We start from the raw sequence: 16365 nt of genomic DNA, 5'->3' as shown, positions 1-16365 counted from the left end.
TTTACACCTAATCTCACTCTGCTTGATTTTCCAAAATAGCCTGCTTCATTTTTTCGACATCGAAATCTTTGGTAATCACAGCTTGACCCAACTGTTTCAAAAGTACCAATCTTAGCTGCCCATTCAAAACCTTTTTATCATGCGACATATAAGATAAAAACTCATCTAATGGAATTTTCGGACATGATATCGGCAATTTTGCTCGTTGAATGATGTTTTTTGTACGTTGTAAATCCTCTAATGAGATCCATCCCATTCGTTGAGATAAATCTGCAGCCATCACCATTCCAGTTGCTACAGCCTCACCATGTAACCACTCACCATAGCCTAGATACGATTCGATCGCATGACCAAACGTATGTCCGAGATTTAAAAGCGCTCGCTCACCCTGCTCTTTTTCATCATTGGCCACGATTCTTGCTTTATGTGCACAAGAACGATAAACCGCTTGAGCTAATAGCGTTTCATCTCCTGCGAGCAAACCTTCCATATGTTGTTCAAGCCATGCCAAGAATTCAACGTCACCAAGTAGCGCATATTTAATGACCTCAGCCAATCCAGCAGATAGCTCACGCGCAGGCAAGGTACTCAGTTGGGCCATATCCGCCATTACAACCTCAGGCTGTTTAAAAGCCCCGATCATATTTTTGCCTAGTGGATGATTAATCCCTGTTTTTCCACCTACACTAGAATCTACTTGGGAAAGTAATGTTGTTGGCACCTGAATAAAATAAACACCGCGCTGAAAACAAGCCGATGCAAAACCAGACATATCCCCGATCACCCCACCACCTAAAGCCAATACGGTACAATCACGATTGAAACCCGCTTCAAGTAAGGCATTAAAAATCAGATTTAAATTTTCAAGATTTTTATATTTTTCACCATCAGGCAGTACACAGGTCGCCACTTTTTTACCTAAAGATTCTAAATCACGAACATAATGAGATAAATAAAGTTGTTGCAATGTTGTATTGGTGACAATCATAACTTGCTGTCCTTTTATATAAGGTGCTAGCAATGCTTTTGGATCTAATTGACTGCCAATAAAAATAGGATAACGACGATCACCGAGTTCTACATGAAGTGTTTGCATGAAACTTTAATGCCAATAATAAAATAAATAACTTAGTGTAATTCTTCTGCCAAAATCACACGCAAAATATGCTGTGCCAATTCCCGTGCAGCGCCTTGATGTGTTTCTATCACATAATGCGCAACTTCACGATATAAAGGATCACGAATTTGAAGTAAATCTTTGAGTTTTTGCTCTGGATTTTCAACCTGTAATAAAGGGCGATTTTTGTCTCGATAGGTACGCTGTAATTGTAATTCAACAGGCGTATAGAGATAAATAACAATTCCACGTTTGTTTAGATATTCACGATTTTCAGCTTGAGTAACTGCCCCACCACCCGTTGCAACTACCAGTTGCCTGCGTTGAGTTAACTCATTAATGACAGTTTTTTCCCGCGAACGAAAACCAACTTCGCCTTCTTTTTCAAATATCCACGGAATACTGGCCCCCGTTTTACGTTCAATTTCATGATCACTATCCAGAAACTCACGTCCCAGAAGCTCAGCCAGATGCCGTCCTACTGTTGTTTTTCCTGCTCCCATCGGCCCTACCAAATAGATATTTGGTAGAGCTTTAAACTCTTTGCCTAGCAAGGAGTCACCTATTGTATAACTTGAATTAAACTTATATTACTGATTTCTCACCTGAGTGTCATTAACAATTCTTGGTGTCACAAAGATCAATAATTCTTGTTTATCATCAGACTTTGAGTCTTTTCTAAATAAACGCCCAACCCAAGGTAGATCACCCAAGAAAGGTACCTTAGTTTGACTATTCAAGGTCGTTTGCTCAAAAACACCCCCTAGAATCACAGTCTCGCCATTATCCACTAAGACATTGGTGTTAATGGTGTTTTTATTCAAAATAAGCTCTCCATTCGGTGCTTCACCAGCAATTGAATCTTTTGCAATATTCAATTGCATCTGAATCTTGCCATCAGGCGTAATACTTGGCGTAACTTCCAAACTTAACAAAGCTTCTTTGAATGAGGTGGTTGCTGTTGAACCTGCTGCAGAGTTAGTGGTGGACTGATAAGGAACTTCCTGACCTGTTGCAACTTTAGCGGTCTGTTTATCTGCGGTCATCACTTTCGGCGTTGAAATCACCTCACCATAACCATCAGCCTGTAACGCAGATAGCTCTAAATCCAGCATAAAATCAGACAAACTAATTAAGCTAAACGCAATTTTACTTGCACCCGCGGATGTTACGCCCAAATCTACATTCAGGTTATCTGGACGCTCAATAGTATACTTACCATCATCATCTGGTTCACGTAAGTTCCAAAGCGTCGTGTCACTTCCTCCGACCAACAAATCATTGTTCGTATTGATCCCTTGTGAAAGAATGCCCCATTTCACCCCCATTTCCTTAGTAAAAGAAGTGGTGGCTCTCACAATGCGAGCTTCGATCATCACTTGTTTGACTCGTACATCAAGCAAATCAATCATTTTACGAATCTGATCAATTTTTTGTGCGGTATCATTAACAATTAAAGTATTGGTTCGCGGATCAATGGAAACCGTGCCTCGCGGACTTAATAGACTTCCAACACTATCCCCAAGCGGTTCTGAACCACCTGAACTCGAGGAGCCTGACGTTGAACTATTTTTACCCTGAGTCATCAATTTTTCAATATCTGCCGCCTTGGCATAACTGAGCTGAATATATTCAGTTTGTAAAGGTGCGAGTTTCACACTTTGTGCAATAGCCTTGGCTTCTTCTTCTTCAGCTTTGGTTAACTCAGTTACAGGCGCAATCCAGATTACATTACCATTACGACGTTTATCCAGATTTTTAGTTTTTAAGATAATATCCAGTGCCTGATCCCAAGGCACATCCTTCAAGCGCAAGGTGATATTCCCTTGCACTGAATCAGCCGTAACCATATTAATATCTGTAAAATCAGCTAATAACTGAAGCACACGGCGCACTTCGATATCCTGAAAATCTAGAGAGATTTTTTTACCGCTATAATTAGGTGCAGAACGTGTGTGTAGTTGATTACGATCTTCAGGACGCTTTAGGCTCAAAGTTAATTTATTTTCTGCCTGATATGCCATATATTCATAGCTACCAGATGATTGCACCACTATCACCCCACTTCCGCCTTCATTATAGGCATCAACACTCGCAACGGGCGTAGCAAAATCATTTACATTCAGACGTCTTGCCAGATTTGTCGGGATTTTATTTCCCAGCATACGCACAACAATTTTACTGCCTTGTTGCTGCACATCTACGGGTGTACTACTCCCAAGCAGATCAATCACAACTTGACCTTCACCCTGTGAACCACGCTGAAAACCGATATTTGAAACCCCCTGTTGGGTACTAGCAGCAACGGGTGGCATACCAATAGCAGCAGGCGTCATAGTTTGTTGAGCACTATTAATTTTTAAAACAAAAGTGTTGCCTTCAACACGTGTCGTAAACGCGCCCGCATCTTTTAAATTTACGGTTAAACGTGAACGTTGTGCGTCAGACATAACATCCACACTACTGGCCTCATTCGTCGCTACAGCGATGTTGTTTTGCTTTAGATTTTGCTGCGCCTGATCAAAATCTAGAATCAGTCTGGATGGCTGTTCCATTTGATAAGCTTGTGGTTGCGGTGGCAAGCCATTGAACATTACACGGATTTCCGTTCCCTGTCCTGCGATATTCATGGGCACAATATTGGTAATACTGACCTGTGCATTGGCAACTTGCATGATTGCAAATGCAACGGTCCCCATTGAAAATTGTCGAACTGCATGATTCATTGATTCACCATCCCCAATCAGAAATTTTTTTAAACCCTTTTTCATTGTTATTCCTTTAATACTTAAGGCTCAGGCCCAATCAGAACCAATGTACGTGGTCGCTCTACATAGCCTTCACGACCATCTGGTACAATTTCAACCAAATCAATTTGTGTTGGACTGATATTTACAATGCGCCCTTGATTCATCCCCATATAACTGCCCACCTGAACTCTCTCCACTTGCCCATCAGGCGTCTGAATCAATGCAAGAATCTGTCCATTATTACTGCGCAGACTACCTTTCATATTTAAAGATTCGAGCGCATAACTTTCAAGCGGCTGTGGCTGACGGTTAAAGTTCGGATAAACGCGCTTCCCCGCCATAATCCTAAGTTCAGCTGCCAATGAGCTTGGTAAAAATGGGCTCTTGAGCTGCATGGCTGCATAAGCGAATGTGGGCACAGGTGTAAACACTGGTGCTGGTTCAATTGGTATAGGCGGCTGATTACGAATTGCAGCCATCTGCTCATTGACTGCATCAATACGTGAATCACATCCTACTAAGCCACAGCACAGCATTGTCATGACGATATAATGTTTTTTCATTATTTAGCCCCCGCTGCAACTGGAGCAGAAGCGCCCCCAGCTTGTTCATCCGCACCAATGTATCGATAGGTTTTTGCTTTGACCGAATAACTAATTTCAGGAATATCAGCTTTTTCTTTAACTTGCTTACCTTCAATCACAAAGTCATGCAAAGTTACAATACGAGGTAATGCTGCAATAGCACTCGCAAAAGCACCAAATGCATGGTAATCCCCTGTCGCATCAATCGAAATGGGCTGCTCAATAAAAAACTCTTGTTTAACTTCATTTTCCAGACGAATATTTTTAAATTTCAGCCCAGAATTTACACCCGTCATATTGATATCTTCAACTAGACTTGGAATTTCTGTTTCTTTGGGAAGTTGAGCCAATTGTTGATTAAAGTTAGATTCCATTTCCTGCAACTGAACTTGATATTGTTGCAAATTACGTAATTTAGAATCTTTCTCGCGAAACTCATTCAGTAGATTTTGTTCCTGTGCCTGTGCAGTTGAAATGGCATCAAGCTTCGGCTTAATAGCTAGAAAATAACCTAAAGCACACACCGCAAAGAAAATAAAAATCCAGCAGGTAATTTTGACAGAAAGCGGCCAGCTTCCATAATTACTCATATCCAGCGTATTAAACTGCTGAAAGAATTTTTCTAGCGTTAACTTCTTTTTCTTTGGCGCAGCAACTTCAGGATCCAGTTCATTGAATTCATCACGACTCATTGTGCTGCCCCCGTATTTGAACCTTGTTGATTGTTATTATCTTCCGTAACTGGCGCCCCAATTTCCCCCAGATCCGTTGTCACGACAAAAGTACCATAACTTTCTTCTACACGTGGTACTACAGAGCTTTGAGTTTGATCCTTTTTGTCATCTGCTGCCAAAAATGAGTTCATAAAAGCATTACGATACCAAGGAGATGCCTCTAAATTGCGCAATAATTCTGCGACAGTATTTGGACTTTCAGCCTTACCTTCGATGGTAAATTTATCACCCGCACGTGTGAATTTGGTCAGGTACATATTACTTGGTGTGACCCTTACCAATTCATCAATAAGGCGTACAGTTACTGGACGTTGCCCTTCCAATCCCTGAATCAGCTTCATTCTTTCCACGATTGCGTTTCGGCGTTCTTGTAAGCCATCCAATGATTTTAGTTGAGTATCCAGATTTTGATTGGTACTCACAATCAATTGATTGGCCTGTTCCTGATCATTAAGCTTATGATCGTAAAACAACCAAGCCAATACCACAGCAACCACCCCAAGCACTGCAACAGCAGCACTGAATGCAATAAATTGTTTCTTGCGCTGCTCTCTTAGCTCATCACGCCAAGGGAGTAAATTAATCTTTGCCATTAATCAAAACTCCTCAATGCCAGACCGCATGCCACCATTAAAGAAGAGGCATCATTTTCAATTTTTTTAATATCAACCTGAGGAGAGAAACCCATTTGTAGGAATGGGTTGGCTGTCGTAACGCGATAACCTAATTTTTGCTGTAGAAGTTTTGCCAAACCTGGAATATTGGCATTCCCACCCGCCAATAAAATATGATCAATTTCATTGAACTGAGAGGAAGAAAAGAAAAATTGTAAAGATCGTGCTGCTTGTTGGACCAAAGCTTCTAGGAAAGGTTCCAGAACTTCGGTATCGAAATCATCTGGTAAGGAACGTTCTTTTTTAGCACGCCCTGCTTCCTCAAAAGATAACCCATAACGTGTCTGGACATCCTGAGTGAGTTGTTTCCCACCAAAAACCTGCTCACGAGTATAAATAATCTTGCCATGTTGCATCACTGAAAGTGTGGTCATGGTATGTCCGATGTCTAAAATACCAACGGTATTGACGCCCATCGGTAATGTATCGGCAAAAACACCAAATGCTCTTTCCATTGCATAACTTTCAACATCAGCAACTTTAGGAGTTAAATCTGCAAGCTCTAGTACTTCCACTCGCGTCTCCACGTTTTCAGTACGTGTAGCGACCAGTAGGACATTGACTCGAGCAGGATTTGCCAAACGATCAGGCAGAACTTCAAAATCCAGACTGACTTCATCCAGTGGGAAAGGAATATATTGCTCTGCATCCATACGAATTTGAACTTCACGCTCATCATCCGTCATGTCCGCATCCATCTCGATGATCTTATGGATCACCATTGACGTTGGAATCGCGATGGCAGCATTGGTCGATTGTGGATTGGCCAAGTTAATGACTCGCTCCAACGCATCCCCTACTGCCTCTGGATTGAGAATATTCTTCTCGACCACGCTATTTTCTTGTAAGGGTATCAAGGCATAGCTTTCCACCCAATAGCGACCGTTTTTTACAGAGAGTTCTAATAACTTAACAGAAGTCGAACTAATATCGACCCCTACTAACCCCTTATTTGGTTTACGATATAACCTGCGCACGATAGCATTATCCTATTATTTTTTTATCCCCAAACAAAACAACAAGCTGATCTCGGTCTTTAATTTTATACGGATACAATAAGGCATCTAACAATCCGCATGTCTAAAGGATATACTGACCATCAATTCGTTTGCTATTAGCTCTTATTAAAACTTACTTGTTATGAAAAAGCTATCCAGTTCAGGTCATGTTCATCCATTTTTTTTGGTACTTATCATTATATTAGTCTCAATTCCAATGGGTTTTTATGGCATGTATCTCTATATTGCGCCATCCCTGCCTGAAATGAGCTCTTTAAAAAAAGCGCCTTTACTTAAACCACTGCAAGTTTATACGTCAGATAATGAGCTAATTTCAGAATATGGCGGCAAACTTTCTGTACCTGTGGAATATGATCAGATTCCACCCACGTTTATTCATGCATTTCTTGCAGCAGAAGATTCTTCATTTTTTGAACACAGTGGTATCAGCTTTAAAGGTCTAGGACGTGCGGTAAGTGAAACAATTACTGGTTCAGACGTACAAACTGGTGGTTCCACCATTACCATGCAAGTGGCAAAAAATTACTATTTAAGCTCGGAACGCACTTTAAAACGTAAGTTGACCGAAATTTTTCTGGCACGAAAAATCGAACAGAATCTTAGTAAAGAAGAAATTTTGACGCTATATGTCAATAAAATTTTTCTGGGTAAAAATGCGTATGGCATCGCGGCTGCAGCAAAAATTTATTATAACAAAACTCTAGATCAACTCAGTATTGCAGAAATGGCAATGCTCGCAGGTTTACCCAAAGCACCTTCACGTTTTAACCCTGTAGCCAATCCTGAACGGGCCTTGGAACGTCGTAACTGGATTTTAGGGCGAATGCTGCAATTGGGTTATATCACGCAGGCCCAGTATCAAACTGCTGTAGCTGAACCGATTAAACTCGATATGCCAGACCGTGGACTTACCAATCGTTTTCCCTATGTCGGTGAAATGGTACGTTCTGAACTGGTAGAAAAATTTGGTGAACAAGCCATCGATTCTGGATATAAAGTTTATACAACCATTGATAGTAAACGTCAGGCTTATGCTGAACAGGCAGTGCAGGATGGATTAGAGGCTTATGATCGACGTCATGGCTGGCGCGGTGCAGAAGCACATGACAAGCCCTTAAGTTCATTCATGGCTTATGCTAACACTTACCCAGCTCAGGTCACTAAAGTCAACAATTCCACTTTTGAAGCCCTGATGCAGGATGGTTCGACTGTCACCGTACCGTGGTCTGGAATGTCATGGGCAAGACCTTATCGCAATGCCAATAGCGTAGGAGGTGCTCCAAGTAACGCCTCACAGATCGTTAAGGTTAAAGATATTGTTCGGTTACGTCCAAATGCCGAAAAAACCTCGTGGGCATTAGTACAAATTCCCCATGTCCAAGGACAACTAATTGCACTAAATCCAAATGATGGAGCAATTCAGGCCATCGTTGGGGGATATAATTTTTATCAATCCAAATTTAACCGTACTTTGCAGGGCTGGCGTCAACCTGGCTCAACCATCAAACCATTTATTTATGCGTTGGCTTTAGAACGTGGAATGACGCCTTATACCATGGTAAACGATAGTCCAATTACCATTGGACGTTGGTCGCCTAGAAACTCAGATGGTCGTTATTTAGGGATGATTCCATTACGTCGTGCCTTATATTTATCTCGAAATACGGTTTCTGTACGCTTGTTGCAAAGTGTTGGAATTGAACGCGCTCGACAACTACTTATGGACTTCGGTTTACAGGAAAATCAGATTCCTCGAAACTTCACCATCGCATTGGGTACACCACAGGTGTTACCTGTTCAGATGGCGACAGGTTATGCCACTTTTGCGAATGGTGGCTATCGTGTTCAGCCTTACTTTATCAGCCGTATTGAAGATGCTTACGGTAAAGTTATTTTTGAGGCAAAACCTGAATACGCGTGTATTTCATGCATTAATGAAACTGAAAATACCGTTACAGATGAACAAAAAGTTCAGACCCCAGATGATGAAGTGATTGAAGTGACCAATCAGAGCATTCAGGCAGATGCAACGAATGCTGCATCACAACCCGTTACTGCAAACAATTCAGGTGACTACCGACAAGCACAACGTATTTTAAAATCCAGTTCCGCCTATGATATGGCTAATATTTTGCGTGATGTAATTCAGCACGGTACAGGACGTGCCGCACTAAAAATCGGACGTGATGATTTAGGGGGTAAAACGGGTACAACCAACGATGCAAAAGATGCTTGGTTTGCTGGTTTTAATGGAAAACTGGTTTCTGTAGCTTGGGTTGGCTTTGACCGTCCGACCACATTAGGTCGACGCGAATACGGCGGTATTGCAGCACTCCCAATCTGGATCAATTTTATGGATAAATCCTTACAAGGGACTGCATCTTCATGGGTTCAGTTTGATAAGAATGCCAAAGCTCCTATTTCTCGTGAACAACCAAGTCTTCAAGAAAATAATAGTAAGAGTAGCACAGACCGCACGTCCCCCCCGTTAGCACGTCCATTATATGTGCCAGCTCCTGTAGCGCCTGCACCGAAATCTGATAACGATTTTGCCGATTTGCCTGGCGAAGAAATTCTAATCCCCTCTGAACAGGCTCCCCCAACTCTTAATCAAAATCAGCAAAATCAACCGAAACGCCCTGAACCAGCTAAACGAGATGCGCTTGAAGGCTTAATCCATCAGGTCACTTAACTGGTCTTAAAAACCTCAGCACACTCCACTTAAGCCATCCTTCGAGATGGCTCTATTTCTTTTGGAAAAGATACATCTGAAAATGCGCTATAAGCTGAAACTCTGCTCGTTGCTCCAACTGTTGTCTTTTTTCAGGCTTGGCTTTATACGCATAAGGCGTCATAGCAACCAGATTTTTCAATTGATCCTGATTCAAAATAAACTGACTCTCAATATGTTGTTGCAGCACCAGCACAAAATCGGACTGTAACTGCTCAACAAACTTGTTCGGTTGATGAGGTTTGACTTCATCAAATAAAGCCTCGCGCATCGCATACAAATGTTCAGGTGCAGGTGTTACGACCAACAAATAGCCCTGTGGCTTTAAGACTCTTTTAATTTCATCTTTAGGAATAGGACTAAATAAACTGCTACAAATATCAATACTTTGATCGACTACAGGCAAGGTCGCACCTGTCCCAACAACCCATGTCACGTGAGGATTAAGTTTAGCTGCGCGTTGCACAGCCGCTTTTGCAATATCCAGCCCAATACATTGCTTTACTTGTTGTTGCATCGCAGAGGTGTAATATCCTTCACCACAGCCAATGTCTAGCAACGTATCAAGTTGAAGCTGCTGTAATTGAGCCACGACTGCATCACGTAAAGGCTGATAAAAACCTTCTGATAAAAATAGACGGCGTGCCAATACAGATTCAGGTGTATCCCCAGGTGTTTTACTATGTTTGTGCTGAACTACATGCAAGTTGACATAACCCTGTTTGGCCAGATCATAACTATGTCCCTGTTCACATCGCCATGTACGCTGTACCAATTTCAAAACCTGACGGCACACAGGACACATCAACACATTCATGATTCTCTCTCATATAAAAAAAGCCAGCAAAGCTGGCTTTTCGGAATATTTTTAGCTTAACGTAATTTTAGAGTCATTAGACCCAAAACTACTAGCATAATAGTGATAATCCAGAAACGAATTACTACCTGAGTTTCTTTCCAGCCCTGTTTTTCATAGTGATGATGCAATGGCGCCATCAAAAAAACGCGCTTATTTCTCATGCGCAAGGAACCAATTTGCAGAAATACAGAGATGGCTTCCATAACAAAAACCCCCCCCATAATTGCAAAAACGATTTCCTGACGTACCATTACCGCAATAGTACCTAGCATTGCCCCAAGCGCTAATGCACCCACATCACCCATAAACACTTGTGCAGGATGAGCGTTGTACCACAAAAATGCAAGACCAGCCCCCACCATTGCAGAACAGATCACCACCAATTCAGACGTATATTTGACGTAAGGAATATGCAAGTAGTTAGCAAAACGAATGTCACCAGCCAAGTAAGCAAAAACTCCCAAGCCTGCTGCAACCATCACAATCGGCATAATCGCCAAGCCATCCAGACCGTCAGTCAGGTTGACCGCATTAGATGCACCATTAATGACTAAATAAGTGAAAATAATAAATGCAATACCTAAGGGCACAGCAGACAATGGAATAGAAAGATTCTTGAAAAATGGAATCAACAAATCCAGCATATTGGCCGTATGAATCGGATTCGGTTGATGAATCGCAATCACATATAACGCAATACCCGCTCCGATTGAAGCCAGTGATGTCCAGAAAAACTTTTTACGCGCAGGCAAACCCGCATTGTCTTTATAACGGATTTTAATCCAGTCATCTGCCCAGCCCACTGCCCCAAAAACCACCATTACACCGAGTACAATCCAGACATAAGGATTAGATAAATCTGCCCAAAGTAACGTGCTGATCCCAATCGACAATAGAATAAGTACGCCACCCATGGTCGGCGTGCCCATTTTCTTGGCATGGTTTTCAGGAGCATATGAACTGACTGCCTGACCATATTTGAGTGCCTGTAATTTACGAATCATCACAGGGCCAAGTAACCAGCCAATCGCCAGTGCAGTCAATATGCTGAGTAAAGAACGTAGGGTTAAATATCGAACCACCTGAAACGAACTGTTATAGCCCGCAAGATGTTCAAATAGCCATAACAGCATTTAAAATTTCTCCATCAAATCTGCCATCAACGTTTCCATATGGGTATAACGAGAGCCCTTAAACAGGAAACTCATTGACTCGGGTTGATGTTGTTGAATTAAATTAATTAAAAAAGCAAGTGCATCTGCCTGAGTTGAAAATGCTTTCAATTTTGAGGCATTGCGACTTTTTGCAGCACCCTCTAGGGCAGCTTGAGCAAACTCACCGACTGCGACAATTACATCCAGATTGTAATTGACCAGATCGCACCCCAGATCATGATGTTCCTGTGTACTGGCATCACCCAGTTCACCAATATCTCCCATGACCATGACTTTAAATCCTGTTTGCTGAGCTAAGACCTCAGCCGCAGCACGCATGGAAGTAGGATTGGCGTTATAGGTATCATCAATCCATAAATACTGTTGTTGCTGGATGAAGTTCAAACGACCTTTCGCCCCTTTCGCATGTTCAAGGCCCGAGACAATATCATCAAGCTCGATACCAATGGCAAGTGAAAAGGCTGCCGCCGCAGTTGCATTATGCACATTATGCACTCCTGCAAAGGGCAGATAAATCTGTACCACACCCTGTGGGGTATGTAACTCAAATTCACTCGATTGTGCATTGAGTTGAATATGGGAGGCAAACACCTCGCCACCAGCACCAAAAGAAAGCTGTTGCGTCGTTTTGACAGCTTGACGAATTTGAGGGGTAAAATCATCTTCCGCTGGGATAATGGAAGTACCATTTTTGGCAATATGCGTATAAATTTCTGATTTGGCGCGGCAAATCCCTTCACGTCCACCAAATTCACCCAAATGCGCAGTCCCGATATTTAGAATACCTGCCACCTGTGGCTGCACCAGATTGGAAGTGTAATCAATTTCACCCTGATGGCTTGCGCCCAATTCCATGACTGCATATTGATGTTCAGGTTTGAGCTCAAGCAACATCATCGGTACACCCAAATCATTATTTAGATTGCCACGTGTTACTAGCGTGGGTGCAAGTTGTCCCAAAATACTGCCTAACATTTCTTTGGTCGTGGTTTTTCCACTACTACCTGTCAAGGCAATGACTTTTAATTCTGGATATTGGGCACGACGATATGCTCCTAAATGACCAAGCGCCAGACGAGTATCAGGCACAATAAGCTGGGCAATATCAACATCCAGAGGATGTTCTACAATCACAACCTGGCAACCATTTTTAGCTACTTGTGCAACAAAATCATGCGCATCAAAACGCTCACCTTTCAATGCCAAAAATGCATCACCAAATTCAGCATGACGCGAATCTGTCAATATTCTTTTAATAGGTTGCGCAGGAAGTTTACCCTGATACCAATCACCCTGAGTTGCCTGTTGCAACTGTTCTATCGTCCATGGGGTCAGCTCTACAGTACTAGTCGTCGATGTATGCATAAAAGTAAACCTATTGTGCTGGATACGCGCTGTGGACTGAATGGGATTGTGCATCGATTGCAGCCCGAACCTCTACGACGTCATCAAACCAATGCCGCACCCCATCAATTTCCTGATAATTTTCGTGCCCTTTACCCGCAATCACCACAATATCACCATTTTTGGCTTCATGAACCGCAAATTTGATCGCTTCACGACGATCATGAATCTCAAAAGTATCATGCAAGCTAAAATCAATGCCCTGACGCATATCTGCAAAAATTTGTGCTGGATCTTCAGTCCGAGGATTATCTGAAGTTAAAATGACCAGATTGGCATCTTGTAGCGCTGCCTGCGTCATCAAGGGACGCTTACCACGATCACGATCACCACCACAACCAAATACAGCCCAAAGCTGATGGCGGGTATGGCGTTTCAACGTAGTCAATACTTGAGTTAGGGCATCAGGAGTATGTGCATAATCCACCACGAATAACCGTTCACCATCACGAATTACTTGCATACGCCCCGGTGCACCTTGAAGCCTAGGAACTGTTTCAATCAGTCTGGCCAGATCAAAACCTGCTGCTTCAACCGCAATCAAACTGGCAATCAGATTTTCTACGTTGAATTGTCCTAAAAATGGGCTTTGAATTTCAAAAATACCGTGCGGACTATACAATTGGATTTGTGCACCTTGCAGTTGATAATCAACCGTTTGCACCCAATAGTCTGCGTCTTGATTATGTAAGGAATAGGTATAAATCTTCGGCTGCGCTGGATTATTTTTTGCTACTTCTAGCATTAAATCGGCATAATCATCATCCAGATTGATCACTGCGACCTTGAGTTGTTCAAATGCAAATAGTTTTGATTTTGCTTCAGCATAAGCGTGTAAAGTGCCATGATAATCCAGATGGTCACGACTTAAGTTTGAATACACTGCAATTTCAATCTCACAACCCTTTAAACGCCCCTGCTCCAGACCATGTGAGCTGGCTTCCAGTGAAGCAAAAACTGCACCTTGCTTAGCATAAGCATGTAATAAGGTTTGCAGTTGCAAAGCATCCAGCGTGGTATGTGTTGAAGGATTAAGATGTGGCAAAATACCATTGCCCGTGGTGCCAAACACTGCACAACGTTGTTGTTGCAGATTAATCAATTCTGCCATCAAACGTGAAATCGTGGTTTTACCGTTGGTGCCAGTCACCGCAAGAATATGGGCGGCATTTACTGGATCAGTTTTTTGCAAATAGTCACGTTGCCATTGTCCCATTTGCAGACGCACATCTGGACAGACCCATTCATTGCCCAGCCCCAAAGCCTGCTCACTAATCACACCTAATGCGCCAGATTCAAGTGCTTTTTGTGCAAAACCCCGTGTTTTTTCTGGCTGAGAATAACTTTTCAGCGCAATAAAAATTTCCCCTGCTTGCACCTTGCGACTATCCAGATTAAATCCAGAAAATGGCTGTCTTAACCATTCAGCGTCCAGTGCTTTTGTATAAATATCTTGAAAAGAAATTGACATGATTCACCTTAATTACTGAATGGCTGGAGTATCAAGTGGCTTATCCAACGGCACATTCATGAGACGTAATGATTCCTGCATAATTTTGGCAAACACGGGGGCCGCCACCAGACCGCCATAATAACGACCCTGCGGGTTTTCCACGACCACAATGATCGCCAGACGAGGATCACTGACGGGTGCAACTCCAGCAAATAAAGCTCGATATTCACTATTGGAATAGCCCTTCCCATCTGCACGTAATTTGTGCGCTGTTCCTGTTTTACCCCCTACACGATAGCCTGGAATATTGGCTTGTCGCGCCGTGCCACCCGGCATGGTCACTTGCTCTAACATCAATAGGACTTCATCAGCAATTTTAGGTGAAAGCACTTGTTCACCTTTAGGAGCTTCATCCAATTTGCGCAAGCTAAGAGGCATTTTCATCCCATGATTAGCAAGCATCGCATAACCCTGTGCTACCTGCAAAATCGTCGCATTCAAGCCGTAGCCATAAGCCATAGTCCCCAATTGTGAAGGATTTAAACGATTGGCAGGTAGTAATAAGCCTCCACTTTCGCCTGGAAACTTAACTGCTGAACGCTGTCCAAATCCAACACGGCGGAAAAAAGTAGGTAAGGTATCTTTTGGTAAAGACAGTGCAATTTTGGCAGAACCTACGTTAGAGGATTTAATAATCACGCCGCTAACAGTTAATGTACCGTAATTATGCGTATCACGAATGGTATGCCAACCCAGTTTCATTGAACCCGGTGATGTATTCACAATACTATTTGGAGTGTATTGTCCTGTTTCTAATGCAGCAGAAATGGTAAACGGCTTCATGGTTGAGCCCGGCTCAAACATGTCAATCGCACCACGGTTACGCATGGCATCTTTGTTAGACAGGCCATTTTTATCATTTGGGTTATAGGATGGCCAACTGCTCATCGCCAGAATTTCACCCGTTTTAACATCAACTGCAATCGCTGATGCAGAGCGTGCATTGTTAGCCACGCCAGCAGCAGTTAATTCGCGATACATAATGTATTGTAAACGTGAGTCGATACTTAAAGTGACGTTTTCACCTGGCTGAACTTCTTTAATCACTTCGGAAATTTTGAGGCGATTACCGTGCTTATCCCGAATAATTTTTTGCTCACCGTCAATACCTGACAGTTGTTTATTGAGCTGCATTTCCAGCCCTTCAATCCCTTTGCCATCATTATTGGTCAATCCAATAATCTGGGCATTTGGTTGAGGTTGTGGATAATAGCGTTTGTAATTCTTTTCAGTATAAACGCCCTGAAAATTACGCTTCAAAATGATATCGGTCTGCTGTGGCGGTACTTCTTTTTTCAGTACCAGATAACGTGAACGAGGACGGTCATTCATCATTTTCTTTAAGCTTGCTCGATCAATACCCACAACATCTGCTAATTCATCCAGATTTAAGTTTTTATCGGGTAATTCTCTTCTTAAACGACGTGCATTTTCAGGTTCTTGCTTGATTTTTGCAGTAATTTCGTCAAATTGCTTTTTGGCTTCAAAGTAGTCCCGCGGATCAATCACCACATTCATAATGGGGGTACTAATCGCGAGTGGCACACCATGCCGATCACTAATGACACCGCGCATCGATTTTAACTGTTCGGTACGCAAGATATTGGCATTGGCTTTGTTTTGCAAAAAGTCTTTATTAACCACCTGCACATAAAATGCCCGCGCTACCAACACCACAAAGCATAAAAGTACCGTGCCCCAAAGCAAATAAAAACGCCACATATCAAAAGCAAGTGTTGGCTTTTCAGTAATGGACTGCTGTTTTTTTCGTGTTTGCTTAATTCGCTTATCTACCATACAGCATG

Annotated in this window: 13 protein-coding genes; 1 reads left to right on the top strand and 12 read right to left on the bottom strand. The window is 42.4% G+C overall.

Annotated elements, in window-relative coordinates; genetic code table 11:
- Positions 1 to 13: 13 nt before the first annotated feature.
- From aroB to IAE19_RS01275, 7 genes are all read right to left on the bottom strand, one after another.
- Positions 14 to 1096: a 3-dehydroquinate synthase gene (gene aroB, locus IAE19_RS01305; RefSeq protein ID WP_200459134.1), complete on the bottom strand. Its 1083-nt coding sequence runs from the start codon at positions 1094 to 1096 to the stop codon at positions 14 to 16.
- Between the two features lie 32 nt (positions 1097 to 1128).
- Positions 1129 to 1671 carry a shikimate kinase AroK gene (gene aroK, locus IAE19_RS01300; protein ID WP_200459133.1) on the bottom strand — a complete coding sequence of 181 codons (543 nt, stop codon included), beginning with the start codon at positions 1669 to 1671 and terminating at the stop codon, positions 1129 to 1131.
- Between the two features lie 36 nt (positions 1672 to 1707).
- On the bottom strand, positions 1708 to 3843 hold the full coding sequence (locus IAE19_RS01295; RefSeq protein WP_200459366.1) for a type IV pilus secretin PilQ: 2136 nt from the start codon (positions 3841 to 3843) through the stop codon (positions 1708 to 1710).
- Positions 3844 to 3905: 62 nt separating this feature from the next.
- Positions 3906 to 4430, bottom strand: coding sequence for a pilus assembly protein PilP (locus tag IAE19_RS01290; protein ID WP_200459132.1), 525 nt, complete (start codon positions 4428 to 4430; stop codon positions 3906 to 3908).
- On the bottom strand, positions 4430 to 5143 hold the full coding sequence (locus IAE19_RS01285; protein ID WP_200459131.1) for a type 4a pilus biogenesis protein PilO: 714 nt from the start codon (positions 5141 to 5143) through the stop codon (positions 4430 to 4432). The genes IAE19_RS01290 and IAE19_RS01285 overlap by 1 nt, the downstream gene beginning before the upstream one ends.
- Positions 5140 to 5778, bottom strand: a complete 639-nt coding sequence (locus IAE19_RS01280; RefSeq protein ID WP_200459130.1) for a PilN domain-containing protein — start codon at positions 5776 to 5778, stop codon at positions 5140 to 5142. Before IAE19_RS01280 ends, IAE19_RS01285 begins: the two co-directional genes overlap by 4 nt.
- Positions 5778 to 6836: a pilus assembly protein PilM gene (locus IAE19_RS01275; protein ID WP_200459129.1), complete on the bottom strand. Its 1059-nt coding sequence runs from the start codon at positions 6834 to 6836 to the stop codon at positions 5778 to 5780. The genes IAE19_RS01280 and IAE19_RS01275 overlap by 1 nt, the downstream gene beginning before the upstream one ends.
- A gap of 163 nt (positions 6837 to 6999) precedes the next feature.
- Here IAE19_RS01275 and ponA point away from each other — a divergent pair, with 163 nt between their 5' ends.
- The gene (ponA, locus tag IAE19_RS01270) at positions 7000 to 9570 is read left to right on the top strand and encodes a penicillin-binding protein PBP1a (protein ID WP_200459128.1); all 2571 of its coding nucleotides are present in this window, start codon (positions 7000 to 7002) and stop codon (positions 9568 to 9570) included.
- Positions 9571 to 9622: 52 nt separating this feature from the next.
- Here the strand turns inward: ponA and IAE19_RS01265 are convergent, their stop codons facing one another.
- The 5 genes from IAE19_RS01265 to ftsI are packed head-to-tail and all read right to left on the bottom strand — an operon-like array spanning position 9623 to position 16357.
- Positions 9623 to 10426 carry a putative RNA methyltransferase gene (locus IAE19_RS01265; RefSeq protein WP_200459127.1) on the bottom strand — a complete coding sequence of 268 codons (804 nt, stop codon included), beginning with the start codon at positions 10424 to 10426 and terminating at the stop codon, positions 9623 to 9625.
- Positions 10427 to 10482: 56 nt separating this feature from the next.
- Positions 10483 to 11601 (bottom strand): phospho-N-acetylmuramoyl-pentapeptide-transferase, encoded by a 1119-nt coding sequence (gene mraY / locus IAE19_RS01260; protein ID WP_200459126.1) that lies wholly within the window; start codon positions 11599 to 11601, stop codon positions 10483 to 10485.
- Positions 11602 to 13008, bottom strand: a complete 1407-nt coding sequence (locus IAE19_RS01255; RefSeq protein WP_200459125.1) for a UDP-N-acetylmuramoyl-tripeptide--D-alanyl-D-alanine ligase — start codon at positions 13006 to 13008, stop codon at positions 11602 to 11604. It lies immediately after the preceding gene.
- A gap of 10 nt (positions 13009 to 13018) precedes the next feature.
- Positions 13019 to 14518, bottom strand: a complete 1500-nt coding sequence (locus tag IAE19_RS01250; protein WP_200459124.1) for a UDP-N-acetylmuramoyl-L-alanyl-D-glutamate--2,6-diaminopimelate ligase — start codon at positions 14516 to 14518, stop codon at positions 13019 to 13021.
- 12 nt (positions 14519 to 14530) lie between these two features.
- On the bottom strand, positions 14531 to 16357 hold the full coding sequence (gene ftsI, locus IAE19_RS01245; protein WP_200459123.1) for a penicillin-binding protein PBP3: 1827 nt from the start codon (positions 16355 to 16357) through the stop codon (positions 14531 to 14533).
- Positions 16358 to 16365: the final 8 nt, after the last annotated feature.

The sequence above is a fragment of the Acinetobacter sp. S40 genome, assembly GCF_016624705.1.
GTDB lineage: Bacteria > Pseudomonadota > Gammaproteobacteria > Pseudomonadales > Moraxellaceae > Acinetobacter.
The sequence above is the reverse complement of the archived record's forward strand: the minus strand, read 5'-3'. Positions and strand labels throughout refer to the sequence as shown.

What these genes read in the sequence shown, in the direction of transcription:
- aroB (WP_200459134.1), bottom strand. Translation starts at nt 1,096, where the DNA reads ATGCAAACACTTCATGTAGAACTCGGTGATCGTCGTTATCCTATTTTT.
- IAE19_RS01295 (WP_200459366.1), bottom strand. Translation starts at nt 3,843, where the DNA reads ATGAATCATGCAGTTCGACAATTTTCAATGGGGACCGTTGCATTTGCA.
- IAE19_RS01290 (WP_200459132.1), bottom strand. Translation starts at nt 4,430, where the DNA reads ATGAAAAAACATTATATCGTCATGACAATGCTGTGCTGTGGCTTAGTA.
- IAE19_RS01285 (WP_200459131.1), bottom strand. Translation starts at nt 5,143, where the DNA reads ATGAGTCGTGATGAATTCAATGAACTGGATCCTGAAGTTGCTGCGCCA.
- IAE19_RS01280 (WP_200459130.1), bottom strand. Translation starts at nt 5,778, where the DNA reads ATGGCAAAGATTAATTTACTCCCTTGGCGTGATGAGCTAAGAGAGCAG.
- ponA (WP_200459128.1), top strand. Translation starts at nt 7,000, where the DNA reads ATGAAAAAGCTATCCAGTTCAGGTCATGTTCATCCATTTTTTTTGGTA.
- IAE19_RS01265 (WP_200459127.1), bottom strand. Translation starts at nt 10,426, where the DNA reads ATGAATGTGTTGATGTGTCCTGTGTGCCGTCAGGTTTTGAAATTGGTA.
- mraY (WP_200459126.1), bottom strand. Translation starts at nt 11,601, where the DNA reads ATGCTGTTATGGCTATTTGAACATCTTGCGGGCTATAACAGTTCGTTT.
- IAE19_RS01255 (WP_200459125.1), bottom strand. Translation starts at nt 13,008, where the DNA reads ATGCATACATCGACGACTAGTACTGTAGAGCTGACCCCATGGACGATA.
- IAE19_RS01250 (WP_200459124.1), bottom strand. Translation starts at nt 14,518, where the DNA reads ATGTCAATTTCTTTTCAAGATATTTATACAAAAGCACTGGACGCTGAA.
- ftsI (WP_200459123.1), bottom strand. Translation starts at nt 16,357, where the DNA reads ATGGTAGATAAGCGAATTAAGCAAACACGAAAAAAACAGCAGTCCATT.